Source organism: Candidatus Methylomirabilota bacterium (assembly GCA_035709005.1).
Classification (GTDB): Bacteria; Methylomirabilota; Methylomirabilia; order Rokubacteriales; family CSP1-6; genus 40CM-4-69-5.
Map to the genome: position 1 here is coordinate 1 of DASTFB010000003.1, position 15,025 is coordinate 15,025.

Genomic DNA, 15,025 nt, shown 5'->3' on the forward strand with positions numbered 1-15,025 from the left:
GGCCCAACGCCCTGGCGCCAGGGCGTGCGCGACGCTCGAGCTACCGTGGACGACGTTCTCGAGCGGCGGCAGCGAGGCCGGCGAGCCTGGGCACCTGAGGAGCCCGAGCGCAGGCCCAGCCGGATCGTCGCCGTCACCGTCATCGCCCTGATCGTGCTGCTGACCGCGGTGTTCCTGAGCACGGAATTCTGGCCAGGAGGTTTGTCCGCGCTCACCCGCTGGATCGCTCCGCCGGACAGGCAGGCCGTCGCCAGTCGTCCCGCCCTCGACCCGGTTCCCGTCCCCACCGAGCCTGCCGCCCCCAGCGAGCCCGCCGCCGTGACAGAGGGTTCGTCGACGACGGACGCGACCGTCAGCACCGAGGCTGCACCCCCGGCGCCCGCCGCCCCGAGCGAGCCGGCCGCTGCAAGCCTGCCGGCCGCCCCGGCCGCACCTGCTCCAGGAAGGCTCGAAGGCCCGGGCCGGTCCGGGATCCCGCCCCGGCCAGAGGAGCCAGCGAGCACGCCCGGCCCAAGCACCAGCGTGGAGCGGATGGCGACGTTCCTGATCGGACGCGACGGCCCCGAGCGGGCCGTCCAAACGGCGCTCACCGTCGCCAGGTTCTATCCAGCGAACACCGACGATTTCAAGTACTGGCACGGCGTCGCCGCCGCGATCCGCGGCTCGACGGCGCGGACAGGCGAGCGAGACGAGGGCGTCCGACGCTGAGAGGCCGTCCCTCGATGCTGACTCAGAGCTCCCAGGGCGGCTCGATGGCCAGTGGCACCTCGATGAGCGTGGGACCGTCGGCGCGGAAGGCCGCCTGAAGAGCGCCCGCGAGCGCGTCGACCCGGCTGACGCGCACGCCACGGGCGCCGAAGGCGTGAGCCAGAGCGAGGAAATCGGGGTTGGCCAGATCGGCCTCGCCCCAGCGGCCGTAGAGTCGCTCCTGCAGCCACTTGATGGCGCCGTAGCGGTCGTCGTTCATGACGACGAAGGCGATCGGCAGCCGGTACTTCACGGCGGTGGCCAGCTCACCGACCGAGAACATGAAGCCGCCGTCACCGACAACGCTAGCCACCGGCCGGCCCGGCCGGGCCACCTGCGCCCCGATCGCCGCAGGGACCGCATACCCGAGGACCGCCGTCCCGATCGGGTACAGAAACGTCCTCGGGAAGACAACAGGAAATCGCCATTCCATCCAGTAGTTGATACCCGTCTGATCATTGACGACTATACCGTCGCGTGGCACTGCTTCCCTGAGAGCGGCGATGAGGCCGGCCACCTCGTCGGTATAGGCCGGGCTCGCCGTCTGCCGGAGGGTGGCCAGTCGGCCCCGGTCCCAGCCGGCGCCGCCCGCACCGGCTCCCAGGGCGTCGACGAGCCTGCCCAGGCCGTCCCGGGCGTCGCCCACGATGGCGAGCTGCGGCTTGAACAGCTTGCCGATCACGCTCGGGTCGAGGTCGAGGTGGATGAGCGTCTGGCTCTCTGAGAAGGAGAGCTTCAGCAGCAGGCCCTGCGTCGAGCGCGCAGCGAAGCGGCAGCCCACGGCGAAGACGACATCGGCGGCGCGAATGGCGGGCTCGCTGGCGCGACCGTTGGGGAGCACGCTGAGCCACAGCGGATCGTCTTCGGCGATCGCCCCGCGGCCCATCACCGTGGTGATGACGGGAGCACCCAGTCGGCGGGCCAGCGCCACAAGCTCGTGCTCCGCGCCGCTGGCGATGACGCCGCCGCCAGCGATGATGAGCGGGCGCTCGGCTCGCCCGAGCCGGCGGGCAGCCTCCATGATGTCGTTGACGTGGCAGGGCGGCCGCCGCCCGCCCCGCGATGTCCGTTGCGCGCCTTCGCTGCGGGCCCCCAGCAGATCGTTGGGGATGGAAATCGCGATGGGGCCGGGACGGCCCGTGCGCAGCAGGTCGAAGGCGCCGGCGATCGTGGGGGCGATGTCGCCCGTGGCCTGGACGTTCTCGGCCATCCGGCACACCGGGCGAAAGCAGTCGATCTGGTTGGGGATCTCGTGGAGCGCGCCCACGTCGCGGCCGACGAGCGGCGCGGCCACGTCCGACATGATTAACAGAATTGGCACCGACCCCGAGTACGACTCGGCCAGCGCCGTCAGGGTGTTGGTGGCCCCGGGGCCCGTCGTCACCACGACGACGCCCACCTCGCCGGAGGCGCGAGCGTAGCCGTCGGCCATGAAGGCGGCGCCCTGTTCGTGGCGGGCCAGCACGTGGGCGATCTCGGATTGCCGGAGCAGGGCGTCGTAGACGGCGAGATTGTGGATGCCCGGAATCCCGAAGACGTGGCGAACGCCCTCGGCGCGCAGCGCCTCCACCACCCACTCCCCGCCCGAGCGCGCCGGGCCCATCAGCTGAGCGCACGCACGGCGCGGTCGATGGCTACATCGACCAGCGCCGGCCCGGCATGGCTCAGGCCTTGGCTGAGCGCGTCCTCCAGATCGCCGGGCTTGTCCACGCGCTCGGCGCGCACCCCCAGGGCTCGGGCCAACGCCACGTAATCGACCTCCGGGTTGACGAGGTCCATGCCTGGATAGATGCCGCGCGCCGCCGACTCGAGCCCCAGGCTCAGCATGCCGGCCTTGAGGATCGCGTAGGAGGCGTTGTTGGCGACGACACAGGTGATGGGCAGGCGGTAGTGCGCCGCCGTCCACAGCGCCTGCGGCGCGTACATCAGCGAGCCGTCCCCCACCGTGACGACCACCCGGCGGGAGGGCTCGGCGAGCTGGACACCGATTGCCGCGCCCATTCCCCAGCCCAGCGTACCGGTCTTGGATCCGAAGAACGAGCCCGGCGCCCGGAAGGGCAGATACCGGAGCACGAATGGCAGCGAGCTGGCCGACTCGTCGACGACGATGGCGTCGTCGGGAAGGAGGCGAGCGAGCGTCTGCATCAGATAGGCGGGCGAGATCGGCACTCGATCCGCCTCGGCGCTGGCGGCGGCGGCGATACGCGCCAGATGAGCCTGCCGGGCGGTCGCCAGCTCGCTGATCCGTCGGGCCGCCGCGGCGCGCTCGGCATCGGTCATGCGCTCGCCCAGCGCGGCGGCCAGCGCCTCCAGCGCCGACCGTGGATCGGCGATGAGCCCTTCGCTCACCGCGTAGCTGCGCCCGATGGCGCGCGCGTCGTCGTCGAGCTGCAGCACGGTGAGACCGCGCGGGAAGGGCGCGCCGGGCGCGTGCAGAAACCACGTGAAGACATCAGCGCCCACGACCAGCGCCACGTCCGCGCCGGTCAGGGCCTTGCGCACCGCCGCCGGGGCCGGGGCCAGTCCTCCTCGCCAGAGCGAGTGGTCGCCGGGGAAGCTGGTCCGGCGGTAGATGGGCTCGCCGTGGACGCGGGCGCCCAGCTGCTCGGCCACGCGGACCAGCGCCGGCACGGCGCCCGCGCGAGCCACGCCGTCGCCGGCGATGATGGCCGGCGTCCCGGCCCGCCGCAGCGTATCGGCCCAGCGGACGACGGTGGTCGGGTCAGGACCGGGCCGCAACGGCGGGGCGGGAACGTCGTCCGGATCCTCCACCGGCGCGCCCATCACATCCATGGGGAGGGACAGGAACACCGGCCCCGGGGGTGGGGCCGTCGCCAGCGCCAGAGCTCGACGCAGCGCTCCCGGCGCCTCCTCGGCCCGGCGCACTTCGTACGACCACTTGGTGAACTGCTCCGTCATCTGAACGAGGTCACCGGCCAGGATGGGGTCGTCGATGAGAAGACGCGTGTCCTGCTGGCCGGCGGTCAGCACCAGCGGGGACCGGGACCGCGCCGCGTTGTGCAGCGCCGAGAGCGCGTTGGCGACGCCGGGCGCGACGTGGACATTGGCGACCCCTGCCCGCCCCGAGGCCTGGGCGTAGCCGTCGGCGGCGGCCACCGCCGTGGCCTCGTGCAGCCCCAGGACGTACTCGAGGCCGCTGCCGGGAAACGCGTCCAGAAAGGGCAGCTCCGTCGTTCCGGGATTGCCGAAGAGGTAACGCACTCCCGCCGAGCGGAGAGTGGTCATCAGCGCAGCCGCGGCGTTCATGAGCCCGGCCGCGACGGTACCGAGGCCGCGCCGGCCCTGTCAACCGGACCACCCCGGCCCCTCACGCGGGCCGCCGCAGCAGCGCGTATTCGCGCCCGCCCAGCCGCAGGCGGCCGGTCCCGGTGTGCTCATCGTACTCCGCGAGGGCGAACAGCTGAAAGGCGGCGGCACGGCTGAAACGCGCCTCGAAGGCCCCGCCCTTCACCGGGCAGTACGGAATGTCGCCCGGGCCCAGGCGAAGCGCGGCCGGGTCGATGTCCGTCTCGGAGCCGTCGTTGAGGATGCCCCGCAGGCGGCCGCCCTGCGCTTCCACTCGCGTGACCACCCAGGGAACGTCGTCCACCTCGACGGGAATGCGGACCCGCGTCTGGATGAAGTACCCGTCGCCGTCCCGGCGGAGCGTGGCCCGGAGGTTGGCCAGGATCCCGGGATGAGTGATCTCCACATCGTCGTCGAACCAGTCGCCGTCGACGTCCACGCGCAAGCGAGGCAGCCTCCACTCGGCCGGCGGTCCGGCGGCGGCGGGCCCCGGCATCAGTACACCACGCTCGCGTGACTGACGACGCCTTGCGGGTCGGGCCACTGGCCGTAGTGGCGCAGGGCGCCGGCTCGGCCCCCCAGCACCCGCAAGACCGCGTAGATCGGGGACAGTCCGCAGATGCGCCGCCGATCACCGTCACGGGCCACCGACTCGAAGAAGGCACCCGCATCGCCGGCCACGACGGACTCCAGCATCGCTCGATCCTCGCGCTCGATCCGCTCCCGCTCCGCCGCCGACACGGGCGCCGGGTCGCCGAAGCGCGGGCCGACGTGGGCCAGGTCCGCGCCGGCCACCAGGGCCACCCGACGCTTGCTGGTAACGATCGTCTGGATCAGCGCATCGAAGAAGCGGGGCACCGCGCCGTCCTGCTCCACGCCCTGCCCGCGGGCCAGCGCCTCGTGGGCGAAGCTCGCCAGGATAGGGACGATGGTGAAGTCGCGCCGCCCCGCATAGAGGTAGCGCAGGAACACCGCCTGGAACTCGATGGAGTGCTCCGTGCGGTGAGCCCCCTCCGAGGCGAAGCAGTCGGCGCCGGCGCGGGCGGCGAGCCGCTCCACGAAATCGCGATCCGCGACGGCGGGACCGAACGGCGTGTCGTAGTCCTTGTCGGTGAGGGCGAAGGGATCGGCCATGCCGGCGTGGCAGGTGCCGAAGACAATGAACAGATCGGCCTCGCAGCGCTCGGCGACGTCACGGTAGGCCCAGGCGTAGGCCGGCCCGCCGCGGTGATAGTCGATGTGCGGCGCGATGATCGCCACCAGGTCGTTCCCGCGGGGCGGAGGGATGGCGCCCGGGCCGGCCGGAGGCGCGAAGAAGCCGTCCATGGCCGAGCGCAACTCCGCGGCGTTCGCGGCGTAGGCTCCGCCGGCGTGGACCGCCGGCCTGGACGGGGAGGCGCGAAAGGCCGCGTCAATCGCGGCCCGCCGCTCCGTGAAGCGCGCGCTCTCCATGAAGCCGTGCTGGTCCAGCGTGGCGATCAAGTGCTCGAGGTCGGCGCGGGGGACGATGTCCCCGTGCCGGCGCGTCAGGTCGGCCTGGACGTCGAGCAGCGAGCGCCGGCCGTCGAAGAGGGCCACGATTTCGACGAGCGGCCACGGCAGCATGAGCACCGACTCGGTATAGCCGGCCGGGTCACGCAACACCAGAACGCGCCGCCCCTCGTGCTCCGCGGGGAAAGCCTCGACGGGCCGCAGACGCGGGACGGTGACGCTCAGGCTATTCGTGCGGGAAAGACAGGATGACGGCGTCGAGCCGGATGACCCGATACTCTTCACCGGCGACGTAGAAGTAGTGGCCCTCGACCTCCTCCGGACTCTCCTCGAAGGCCACGACCGTCTTGAGCGCGGGCATTTCCCGGAAAGCGCTGGCCCCCTCGTCGAATCCATCGCCACGGGCCACGACTTCACCGTAGCGGATCGGCGAGCCCTTCGGACAGTGCACGCGGACATCGGCAGGCGCTTCAGGGAGCAGCCGAACCAGGAGGTTGATGCCGTAGACCTGGATCGGAATGTTCGTCATCGGCCTCCTCGCCAGGCGGAAAGGTTCTTTCATCATACCACGCGAGATCGAGACCGACCGGGCGTCGCCACCGGCCCGGACGCCGCCCGCCACAAGTAGCCCGCGAGCACGACCGCCACCGCGACGGCCAGCGCGCCGCGCACGAGCTGGCCGAGGAGCAGCCCACCGATGCCGAACAAGCCCAGGTAGACGACGAGGCAGCCGACGACCCACTGCACCAGGCCCGAGGCCAGCGCGGCCTCCGTCGCTGCGCCGGGGACCACGGCCTCCCAGCCGGGACCGCCCGGGCGCACGCGCGCATAGAACGCGCGCAGGCGGTCGGCCGGCTCGGCCGGCGTGGCCAGGGTGACCGCCAGCCACACCACAGTCGTCGCCGCGGTCGTCACCACGAGCAGCCACGCGAACTGGCGCGGATCGTCCGTGCTGAGCCCGAGCGCGAACTGGGCGGTGAGCGAGGTCACGAGCGCTGCCGTCATCGCGCTCACCTCGGACCAGGCGTTGATGCGCCACCAGTACCAGCGGAGCAGATAGACGAGGCCGGTCCCGGCGCCGATGGCTAGCAAGAATTTCCAGGCGCCCTCCACGGAGCCGATGAAGAACGTCACCACCCCGGCGATCGCCATCATGGCCACCGTGGCCACGCGTCCCACGGTCGCGTAGTGCGCCTCGGCCCTGCCCGTCGCCCAGAACCGCCGGTAGACGTCGTTGACCAGGTACGACGCCCCCCAGTTGAGCTGTGTGGAGATCGTCGACATGTACGCCGCGAAGAATGCGGCCAGCAGGAACCCGCGCCAGACCGGCGGCAGGTGATCCACCATCACTCGCACGTAACCGGATTCCGGGTCCTCGAGGCCGGGATAGAGGACCATGGAGACCAGAGCCACGATGATCCAGGGCCACGGGCGCAACGCGTAATGGGCGATGTTGAACCACACCGCGGCGAGCAGGGCGTGCCGCTCGTCCTTGGCCGACATGATCCGCTGGGCCACGTAGCCCCCGCCGCCCGGCTCCGCGCCCGGATACCACGACGCCCACCAGTTCACGGCCAGGTAGACGAAGAACGTCAACGCCGGCATCCAGGGCGAGTTCAGGTCGGGTACCAGCGCCAGCGGCCCGTCGTCGGGGAAGCGCGCGTGCAGAGCCGCCAGCAGCCCGCTCAGGCCGCCGACGGCGCCGAGCGCGAAGACGGCCAGGGCGATGCAGCCGGCCATGGCCAGCGCGAACTGGAAGAAATCGGTGACCAGCACGCCCCACAAACCCGCCAGGGCCGAGTAGAGCCCGGTGAGGACGAACAGACCCACGATGGCCTCGGACTCGCGCACGCCCAGCGTGAGGCCGAGGATCTTCACCATCGCCCTGGTCACCCACCCGATGATGATCGAGTTGATGGCCAGCGCCAGGTAGCAGGCGCGAAAGGCGCGCAGGAAGGCGGCCGGCCGGCCCGAGTAGCGGATCTCTGCGAACTCGGCGTCGGTCATCACGCCGGCCCGGCGCCACAGCCGGGCGTAGAACACCGCCGTCAACATGCCGCTCATCACGAACGACCACCACAGCCAGTTGCCGGCGATTCCGTACTTGACGGTGAGCCCGGTCACGGCCAGGGGCGTGTCGGCGGCGAAGGTCGTGGCGACCATGGAGGTGCCGGCCAGCCACCAGGGAATGGTGCGGCCGGAGAGGAAGTACTCTTCGGCGGAGGCGCCCGCCCGCCGGGAGAAGGCCAGAGCGATCCCGACGGCGAGGACGAAGTAGGCGACGATGATGAGCCAGTCGACACCCGTCAGGATCACGGGGCCAGGCCCGGCGCGTCGAGCTGCCGGGGGAATTCGGGCGCCGCCAGCTCGCGCGGCTGCTGGTCCACCACCTCGAGCGGCGGGATCTCCCCGCCGGTGGCGGCCCCCAGGTCGCGGAACTTCCGCGCGGCCGGCAGCACACGCGTCTCCATCGACCCCACCGCCTGATTGAAGGCCTCGGTGGCACGTTTGAGCGCGCGGCCCACGTCGTCGAAGTGCTTGCCCATCGTGCGCAGCCGGTCGTAGAGCAGCCGGCCGAGCTCGCTGATGCGCTCGGCGTTCTCGGCGAGATGCTCCTGTCGCCAGCCGTAGGCGCCGGCGTGGAGCAGGCCGATCAGCGTGGCCGGTGAGGCCACCACGACCCGCCGGGCCATGCCGTCCTCCAGCAGCGCCGGGTCGACCTCGACCGCCGCGGACACGAACGTGTCGGCGGGAATGAACATGACGACGAACTGAGCCGCCCCGCCGAACTCTTCCCAGTAGGCCTTGCCGGCGAGAAGCATCATGTGCTGGCGCAGCTGCTGGGCGTGTCTCAGCAGCGCGACCCGGCGCTCCTCGGGGCTGGAGGCGGCCACGGCGTCCAGGTAGGCGCTGAGCGGCACCTTGGCGTCGACGACGATCTGGCGGCCTCCGGGAAGGCGCACGATGAGGTCCGGGCGGACTCGACCGCCCTCGCCTTGCACGGTGACCTGCTCGACGTAGTCGCAGTTCTCCACCATCCCGGCTAGCTCGACGACGCGGTGCAGGGTGATCTCGCCCCACCGCCCCCGGATCGACGGGCTCCGGAGCGCGCCCACCAGGTTGCCGGTCTCTCGCTGGAGGTCGGCGCTGCTGTCGGTCAGGGCCCGCAGCTGCTCCTCCAGGCTGCCGTAGGCGCGCTCGCGCTTGGTCTCGAGCTCGCGCAGCTCGCGCTCGTACCGGATCAGGGCCTCCTGCAGGGGCTTCACGAGGGTGTCGATGGCTTCCCGCCGGTGGTCGAACTGCGCGCCCACCGTCTCCTTCGCCTGCTCCATGAACGCCGCCGTGCTTTGTCTGAGGGCGTCCGCGCTCAGCGCCTTGAAGGTGTCCCCCAGCCGCTCCCGGGCCTCGGCCAGGAGCGCCTTCTGCTCCTCCAGGTTCTCGCGCGCCGCCTGCGACCGGGTCTCCGCCTGGGCCCGGAGGGTCCGCTCGGTATCGAGGGTGGCCCGCACCTCTCCGAGCTCCAGCTCCCGCTGGGTGAGCTGCTTGCGCAGCTCGTCGCCCAGAGCCTCGGCGGCGGCGAGCCGCGTTCCCAGCGTTTCACGCTCGTGAAGCAGTCGCGACCGTCCGTGGATGCGAGTGACCAGCCAGCCGAGGCCGGCGCCCAGCGCCAGCCCTCCGACGAGCAGGAGCGTCTCAGGCACGGCGGCCGCTCCAGTGCCGGCAGACCGCGCGCAGGCCGCACGGCTCGCACACGACCGGGTCCCGCCGATCGCGGCAGTCGCCCGACATGCGCTTGTGGCAGAGGGCGAAGTCGTACTTCACCGGATCGGCGGCATCGATCGCCGCCAGCCGCGCGGTGATCTCCTCGGCCATCCGCCACGTGCGCGAGCGGCGTCGGGTCAGCCCGATGGCCCGGCTCATGTTCTCCACATGCGTGTCGACGGGCATCAGCAGCCTCGACGGCGCCATGGACGTCCACAGCCCGAAGTCGGGAGGCGCCCGCCGCACCATCCAGCGGAGGAACAGGTGCCATCGCTTGCACGGCCCTCCGGCAGAGGGCAGCGGAAAGAGATGGCGATAGCCGCGGGACAGCCGCCCGCGTGGGAACAGCGATCTCACCTCGGCGTCGAGAAACGCGCGGGCGAACCGTTCCAGCCCGGGTCCGATGGGCCCCTGGCCGTCGCCGTCGCCGGCCGCGAAGCACTTCTCGAGCGTGCCGTGGCGGGCGAGGATCTCCCGCGCGGCCACGCAGAAGGCCACGAGGTCCCGCGGCCGGTTGAACCGATAGTGGAAGCGCGCGAAGCGTGGCCCATCGCGGACGGGGTCGAACTCCGCGACGAAGGCGGCCGGCGACGGCCCCATGACCGCCAGCACGTCGTGTAGCTGGCGGGCGAACAGGTCGACGCGCCCGTAGGCCAGACAGGCGGTGAGCAAGGCCACGATCTCGCGGTCGACGGGATCGGGATAGCGGAGGGGGAACTGGATGGCATCGCGGTCGACACGGGCGCCGTAATCGAACTCGCGATAGAGCCGCTCGAGTGGCTCGCGCAGCGCGCCGGCTCGGCTCATTCGCCGCACTGCCGGGATGATATCATGGCGCCCCGTGGACAAACCGCGAAACGTCGGCGTCGTGGGGCTCGGTGTCATCGGGCGTGCCGTGTGCCGCGCGCTGGACACCGGGATCGCCGGCCTCCGGCTCGCGGGCGGGCTCGCCCGCGACCGCGGTCGCGCCGAAGCCTTCCTGGCCGGGTTGGGCGGCCAGCCGCCGTTCCTGCCGCTCGACGATCTCATCGCCGCGGCCGACGTCGTGCTCGAAGCCTCCACCCAGGCGCACCTCGAGGAGATCGCCCCCAAAGCGCTGGGCGCCGGCCGCGATCTGATTGTGCTCTCCTGCGGCGGTCTGCTCGGTCACCCCGAGTGGATCGCCCTGGCCGAAGCCAACGGCGGTCGGATCTACGTGCCCTCGGGCGCCATCGCCGGCCTCGACGGGGTCAAAGGAGCCCGGGTCGGCGCGGTGACGTCGGTGACGATGGAGACCCGCAAGCCCCCACGTGGGCTGGCCGGCGCGCCCTGGATCGAGCAACAGAAGATCGATCTCGAGGCCATCACCGCCGAGACGCTCATCTTCGAGGGGCCGGCCACGCAGGCGTGCCGCGCCTTCCCGGCCAACGTCAACGTCGTGGCCGCGCTCTCTCTCGCCGGGATCGGCCCGGACAGAACACGGATCCGGATCTACGCCGTCCCCGGCCTGACCCGGAACACCCACCGCGTGACCATCGAGGGCGAGTTCGGCCGCCTGGCCGTCGAGATCGCGAACGTTCCCTCGGAGAATCCCCGAACCGGCAAGCTCTCCGCACTCTCCACGATCGCCCTCCTCCGCGACCTCGCCGCCCCCCTCCGCGTCGGCACATAGACAGGGCACGGGCACCCGGGCTTCGCCACGCCCGTGCCCCGCCGAGACCACACGGGTCGGCCAGTTTCGCAAGCCGATCCGAGTCGCGACTACCGCGTTCAGCCGAGCGCCGCCCCCGCCGGCTTCGGCGGTTGCTGCTCGCTGGCCTGCCCTGATCAGGGGGCGTGGGGGTGGGAGATCCTGTGAGACCCGTTTCCCTGGCGTAGTGAGCCCTCGCGAATGGATGGTGAAACGCCACCCGTCCCCCGCCACCGCGCTCGTGGTCTCACAGGGTCTCCCACCCCCGCGCCCCCACGACCGTGGACGGGCCGCGAGCTAGTGCGGCTGGGTGGCCTCCAGGTAGCGCTCGGCCTCCAGCGCGGCCATGCACCCGCTGCCCGCAGCCGTCACGGCCTGCCGGAACGTGAAGTCCTGGACGTCGCCCGCGGCGAAGACGCCCGGCACCGAGGTCTGGGTCGTGCCCGGCACCACCTTGACGTAGCCGTTGGGGAGCAGGTCCACCTGCCCCTGGAGGATCCGGGTGTTCGGCTCGTGGCCGATGGCGATGAAGAGCCCGTCGACGGCCCGCTCCGACCGCTCTCCGGTCTGAACATTGCGCAGGCGCACTCCGGTGACCTTGCCCTTGGCCGGATCCATCACGTCTTCCACGGCGCTGTTCCAGATGAACTCGATCTTGGGATTCTTGAGGGCGCGTTCCTGCATGATCTTGGACGCGCGCAGCGCGTCCCGCCGATGCACCACGCTGACCCTCCGCCCCAGCCGGGAGAGATAGAGCGCCTCCTCCATCGCCGAGTCACCGCCGCCCACGACCATGATGTCCTGGTCTTTGAAGAAGAACCCGTCACAGGTGGCACAGGTCGACACGCCGCGTCCCATCAGCCCCATCTCGGCGGGCAATCCCAGCAGCTTGGCGGTAGCGCCGGTGGCGATGATGACCGTATGGCCCTCATACTCGGTATCGCCCACCTTCACCACCAGGGGCCGGCGGGTGAAATCGACCGCGGTGACGTCCTCCGCGATCATCTCGGTCCCGAACCGCTCCGCCTGCTTGCGGAAGGCTTCCATGAGGTCGGGCCCCATCAGGCCGTCGACGAAGCCGGGGTAGTTCTCGACGAGCGTGGTGAGCATCAGCTGCCCTCCGGCTTGCACGCCCGTGAAGAGGAGGGGCGCCAGGTTGGCGCGAGCCGCGTAGATGGCCGCCGTGTAGCCGGCGGGCCCCGAACCGACGATGATCACCTTGCGCACGGTCATGCCGTCACTCCTCCGTCTCCTCACCGTTAGATGCGTCTCTGGCCGCCCAGGATACCGCGCAGCTCACCCAGGTCGCGGATCTCGAATTCGGGCGGCGCGACGCCGGATGGCAGCGCCCCGCCGCCGGGATTGAGCCAGACGGCATGCATGCCGATCCGCTGGGCGCCGAGCACGTCGATGTCCGCGCGGTCTCCCACGAACAGCGCCTCGGTCGGCGACAGCCCGAGCCGATTCAGGGCCACTTCGAAGATCGCCGGCGCCGGCTTGCGCCAGCCCACGGCGTCGGAGACCACGACCGCCTCGAACAGGTCCGCCACTCCCGCCGCTTCCAGAATCCCGATCGCGGTGGGGGTGTAGTCGAAGTTCGAGACGACGGCCAGGCGGTACCGCCCGGCCAGGTCGACCAGCAGCTGTCCGTGTGGCGCGGGGAACTCCGCAGCCCGGCTCAGCCCCCGCCGGTGCGTCTCCACGAGCTGGTGCACCACGTCGCCGGGGCACACCCCCGGATCCAGGCCGAGATAGCGCAAGAGACACGCGAATCGCTCGGGCGCGGCGACCTCACGGTGATCGATCGCGCGCAGCCGCTCGGCTTCCTGCCAGCTCGCCAGCAGGGCATTGTAGAGCGCCTCCAGGGTGACCCCGGGCGCCCACGTCGTCAGGATGGGGTGGAGCTCGCCGACGGTGGAGCGCACGACCCGTCCGTTCACCGCTACTGCGGGCAGCCGCTCGCGGTCGAACCGGACGAGGGTGTCGAAGAGATCGAAGAGCACGGCCCGGTACGCCCGTCCGCTCATAGCGCCTTGCGGCTGGCGTAGCCCTCGTCCAGGCCATGCCAGAACCGGATCTCACGCTCGCCGTATTTCCAGCAGAGATTGACCACGCGCCCGTCGCGCAGGTGGGCGAAGTCGACCAGTCCCAGGTCGAGATCTTTGGGGACGCCCCCCAGCGCCGCGATGCGGTCGAGCCCCTCCTTGACCTGCCCGCCCAGCCGCTGCAGGCGTTCGCGCATCGTCCGCCACTGTTCGCGGTCGACGAGCCCGCCGCCGACCAGGCTGATCCGTCGCTGATCGTCCTGCATCTCCTCGCCGAGCGCCCTGGCCTCCGCGTGGGCCCGCCGGACATCGTCCATGATCCCGGTGAGCGCCGGGATCAGCGCCTCCACCTCGGCCGGCGAGAAGTACCGGTCAGCCACGGATCGGGGCATCCCAGACGGCGACGCGCGCCTCCCGGCCGCTCATGCGTGGCGCGGGGGAGGCGTGACGACGACGAGGGCCAGGAGCGGCTCGGTGCCGGCGTTGGCCAGCCCGTGGGCGGCGCCGGCCGGCGCCACCACCGCCTCACCGGCCTCGACGATCTCCTCGCGGTCGCCGAGCACCACGCGGCCCCGGCCCTCGAGCACGAAATAGATCTTGTCCTGATCCGGATGGGTGTGGGGCTTCTGCTCCTGGCCGGGGGCGAGACAGTAGAGGTCGAGCTGCGCCCGGGCGGTCGTGGCCAGCGCGATACGGGCCATCTTGTCCGGATTGACGGTGGCGTGATCTCTGACGCGAATCTTCATCGTGACCTGTCTCCGGCGGCGACCGAGCGCGCCAGCAGCTGCACGGGGTGCAGCACCTCGATGTCGAGCCCCCGGGCGCGGCACCCCCGGGCGATCTGCAGCAGGCATCCCGCGTTACCCGTCACCACGATCCGGGCTCGGGTAGCGGCGATGCGGTCGACCTTTCTGTCCAGCAACCGATCGGCCAGCACCGGCTCGAGCAGATTGTAAATGCCGGCGCTCCCACAGCAGAGATCGCTCTCGGCCAGGGGCTCGAGCCGGAGGCCAGGGATCCGCGCCAGCAGGGCCCGGGGCTCGCCGCGCAGCCGCTGGCCATGGACCAGATGACAGGGGTCGTGATACGTCGCCGTCGTGTCGAGCCGGCCCAAGGGCAGGTCGGCGTCGACGAGCAGCTGACTGACGTCGCGGACGCGCTGGGCGACGCCCGACAGCTCGACAATCCAATGGCCGTACTCCTTCATCGCCGATCCGCAGCCGGCAGCGTCGGTGACGATATGGTCGAGGTCGTCGCCGAAGGCAGCGGCCAGCGTGCGGGCCCGCCGGCGAAAAGCCTCGAGCCGGCCGCCGTGCAGCTCGAGCGCGCCGCAGCAACCCTGCTCGCCCGGCACCACGACGTCCCAGCCCGCCAGGCTGAGCAGCCGCACGCTGTCCGGGCCCACCCCGGGACAGAGGTGGCGCTGCACGCAGCCGGTGAGAAGCCCGACACGCCCGCGGCGGGCGCCCCGAGCGGGGGTGAATCGCGGCAGGCTCGCCGCCTGCGGGATATCGTCGGGCAGCAGCGCCTCCATCGCCGCCAGGCGGGGGACGAGCCGCCAGACTCCGCTGTTCCGAAAACGGCGCCGCAGCCCCCGACCGGGCCAGCCACGAACCGCGGCCAGGGCAACGCCGATGCGACCCGGATGGGGCAGCAGCAGATAGAGCAGCCGCTCGAGGAGTCGTGGGCGGGACGTGAGGCCCTGGCGGGTCAGCTGCCCCCGCGTCTGCTCGAGGAGCGAGCCGAACGGCACCCCGGCCGGACAGGCGGTCTCGCAGGCCCGGCACGCCAGACAGAGATCCATGTGGCGAGCGAACGTCGCCGACGGCGTCAGACGGCCCTCGGCGACGGCGCGCATCAAGTAGAGGCGCCCGCGCGGGGAGTCCATCTCCTCGCCCAGCACACGATACGTCGGGCACTGCGGCAGGCAGATCCCGCAGTGGACGCAGGCGCGCAGGGCGTCGAGATCCACCGTGTCCGGCGCCGCGACGCTTGCCGGTCCCGC

15 protein-coding genes are annotated in these 15,025 nt (G+C 71.5%); 2 read left to right on the forward strand and 13 right to left on the reverse strand.

Annotated features, from left to right (window positions below):
* A partial coding sequence (locus VFR64_00485) for a hypothetical protein (protein HET9488218.1) occupies positions 1-708 on the forward strand: 708 nt, incomplete at its 5' end.
* A gap of 22 nt (positions 709-730) precedes the next feature.
* Here the strand turns inward: VFR64_00485 and VFR64_00490 are convergent.
* The 8 genes from VFR64_00490 to VFR64_00525 form a co-directional block, all read right to left on the reverse strand.
* Complete coding sequence (locus tag VFR64_00490) at positions 731-2,350, reverse strand: thiamine pyrophosphate-binding protein (GenBank protein HET9488219.1); 1,620 nt, start codon at positions 2,348-2,350, stop codon at positions 731-733.
* Positions 2,350-4,014, reverse strand: a complete 1,665-nt coding sequence (locus VFR64_00495; GenBank protein HET9488220.1) for a thiamine pyrophosphate-binding protein — start codon at positions 4,012-4,014, stop codon at positions 2,350-2,352. Before VFR64_00495 ends, VFR64_00490 begins: the two co-directional genes overlap by 1 nt.
* A 61-nt stretch (positions 4,015-4,075) precedes the next feature.
* Complete coding sequence (locus VFR64_00500) at positions 4,076-4,549, reverse strand: hypothetical protein (GenBank protein ID HET9488221.1); 474 nt, start codon at positions 4,547-4,549, stop codon at positions 4,076-4,078.
* The gene (amrB, locus tag VFR64_00505; GenBank protein HET9488222.1) at positions 4,549-5,697 is read right to left on the reverse strand and encodes an AmmeMemoRadiSam system protein B; all 1,149 of its coding nucleotides are present in this window, start codon (positions 5,695-5,697) and stop codon (positions 4,549-4,551) included. The genes VFR64_00500 and amrB overlap by 1 nt, the downstream gene beginning before the upstream one ends.
* A 73-nt stretch (positions 5,698-5,770) precedes the next feature.
* Positions 5,771-6,073, reverse strand: a complete 303-nt coding sequence (locus VFR64_00510) for a hypothetical protein (GenBank protein HET9488223.1) — start codon at positions 6,071-6,073, stop codon at positions 5,771-5,773.
* A 32-nt stretch (positions 6,074-6,105) separates the two neighbouring features.
* A complete protein-coding gene (locus VFR64_00515; GenBank protein ID HET9488224.1) occupies positions 6,106-7,860 on the reverse strand; it encodes a sodium:solute symporter family protein in 1,755 nt (584 codons plus the stop codon).
* Positions 7,857-9,245 (reverse strand): DNA recombination protein RmuC, encoded by a 1,389-nt coding sequence (gene rmuC / locus VFR64_00520; GenBank protein ID HET9488225.1) that lies wholly within the window; start codon positions 9,243-9,245, stop codon positions 7,857-7,859. The genes VFR64_00515 and rmuC overlap by 4 nt, the downstream gene beginning before the upstream one ends.
* Positions 9,238-10,113 carry a TIGR02757 family protein gene (locus VFR64_00525; GenBank protein HET9488226.1) on the reverse strand — a complete coding sequence of 292 codons (876 nt, stop codon included), beginning with the start codon at positions 10,111-10,113 and terminating at the stop codon, positions 9,238-9,240. Before VFR64_00525 ends, rmuC begins: the two co-directional genes overlap by 8 nt.
* Before the next feature lie 34 nt (positions 10,114-10,147).
* Here VFR64_00525 and VFR64_00530 point away from each other — a divergent pair, with 34 nt between their 5' ends.
* Positions 10,148-10,957, forward strand: coding sequence for an aspartate dehydrogenase (locus tag VFR64_00530; GenBank protein HET9488227.1), 810 nt, complete (start codon positions 10,148-10,150; stop codon positions 10,955-10,957).
* Between the two features lie 315 nt (positions 10,958-11,272).
* Here VFR64_00530 and trxB read toward each other — a convergent pair whose 3' ends face one another.
* The 5 genes from trxB to VFR64_00555 are packed head-to-tail and all read right to left on the reverse strand — an operon-like array spanning position 11,273 to position 14,992.
* On the reverse strand, positions 11,273-12,208 hold the full coding sequence (gene trxB / locus VFR64_00535; protein ID HET9488228.1) for a thioredoxin-disulfide reductase: 936 nt from the start codon (positions 12,206-12,208) through the stop codon (positions 11,273-11,275).
* 26 nt (positions 12,209-12,234) lie between these two features.
* Entirely contained in the window at positions 12,235-13,002 is a 768-nt protein-coding gene (locus tag VFR64_00540; GenBank protein HET9488229.1) for an HAD family hydrolase, read from the reverse strand.
* Complete coding sequence (locus tag VFR64_00545; protein ID HET9488230.1) at positions 12,999-13,400, reverse strand: DUF2203 domain-containing protein; 402 nt, start codon at positions 13,398-13,400, stop codon at positions 12,999-13,001. The genes VFR64_00540 and VFR64_00545 overlap by 4 nt, the downstream gene beginning before the upstream one ends.
* Positions 13,401-13,442: 42 nt before the next feature.
* Positions 13,443-13,766 carry a cupin domain-containing protein gene (locus tag VFR64_00550; GenBank protein HET9488231.1) on the reverse strand — a complete coding sequence of 108 codons (324 nt, stop codon included), beginning with the start codon at positions 13,764-13,766 and terminating at the stop codon, positions 13,443-13,445.
* On the reverse strand, positions 13,763-14,992 hold the full coding sequence (locus tag VFR64_00555) for a (Fe-S)-binding protein (protein ID HET9488232.1): 1,230 nt from the start codon (positions 14,990-14,992) through the stop codon (positions 13,763-13,765). Before VFR64_00555 ends, VFR64_00550 begins: the two co-directional genes overlap by 4 nt.
* Positions 14,993-15,025 lie beyond the last annotated feature (33 nt).

What these genes read in the sequence shown, in the direction of transcription:
- VFR64_00490 (HET9488219.1), bottom strand. Translation starts at nt 2,350, where the DNA reads ATGGGCCCGGCGCGCTCGGGCGGGGAGTGGGTGGTGGAGGCGCTGCGC.
- VFR64_00495 (HET9488220.1), bottom strand. Translation starts at nt 4,014, where the DNA reads ATGAACGCCGCGGCTGCGCTGATGACCACTCTCCGCTCGGCGGGAGTG.
- VFR64_00500 (HET9488221.1), bottom strand. Translation starts at nt 4,549, where the DNA reads ATGCCGGGGCCCGCCGCCGCCGGACCGCCGGCCGAGTGGAGGCTGCCT.
- VFR64_00510 (HET9488223.1), bottom strand. Translation starts at nt 6,073, where the DNA reads ATGACGAACATTCCGATCCAGGTCTACGGCATCAACCTCCTGGTTCGG.
- VFR64_00525 (HET9488226.1), bottom strand. Translation starts at nt 10,113, where the DNA reads ATGAGCCGAGCCGGCGCGCTGCGCGAGCCACTCGAGCGGCTCTATCGC.
- trxB (HET9488228.1), bottom strand. Translation starts at nt 12,208, where the DNA reads ATGACCGTGCGCAAGGTGATCATCGTCGGTTCGGGGCCCGCCGGCTAC.
- VFR64_00540 (HET9488229.1), bottom strand. Translation starts at nt 13,002, where the DNA reads ATGAGCGGACGGGCGTACCGGGCCGTGCTCTTCGATCTCTTCGACACC.
- VFR64_00550 (HET9488231.1), bottom strand. Translation starts at nt 13,766, where the DNA reads ATGAAGATTCGCGTCAGAGATCACGCCACCGTCAATCCGGACAAGATG.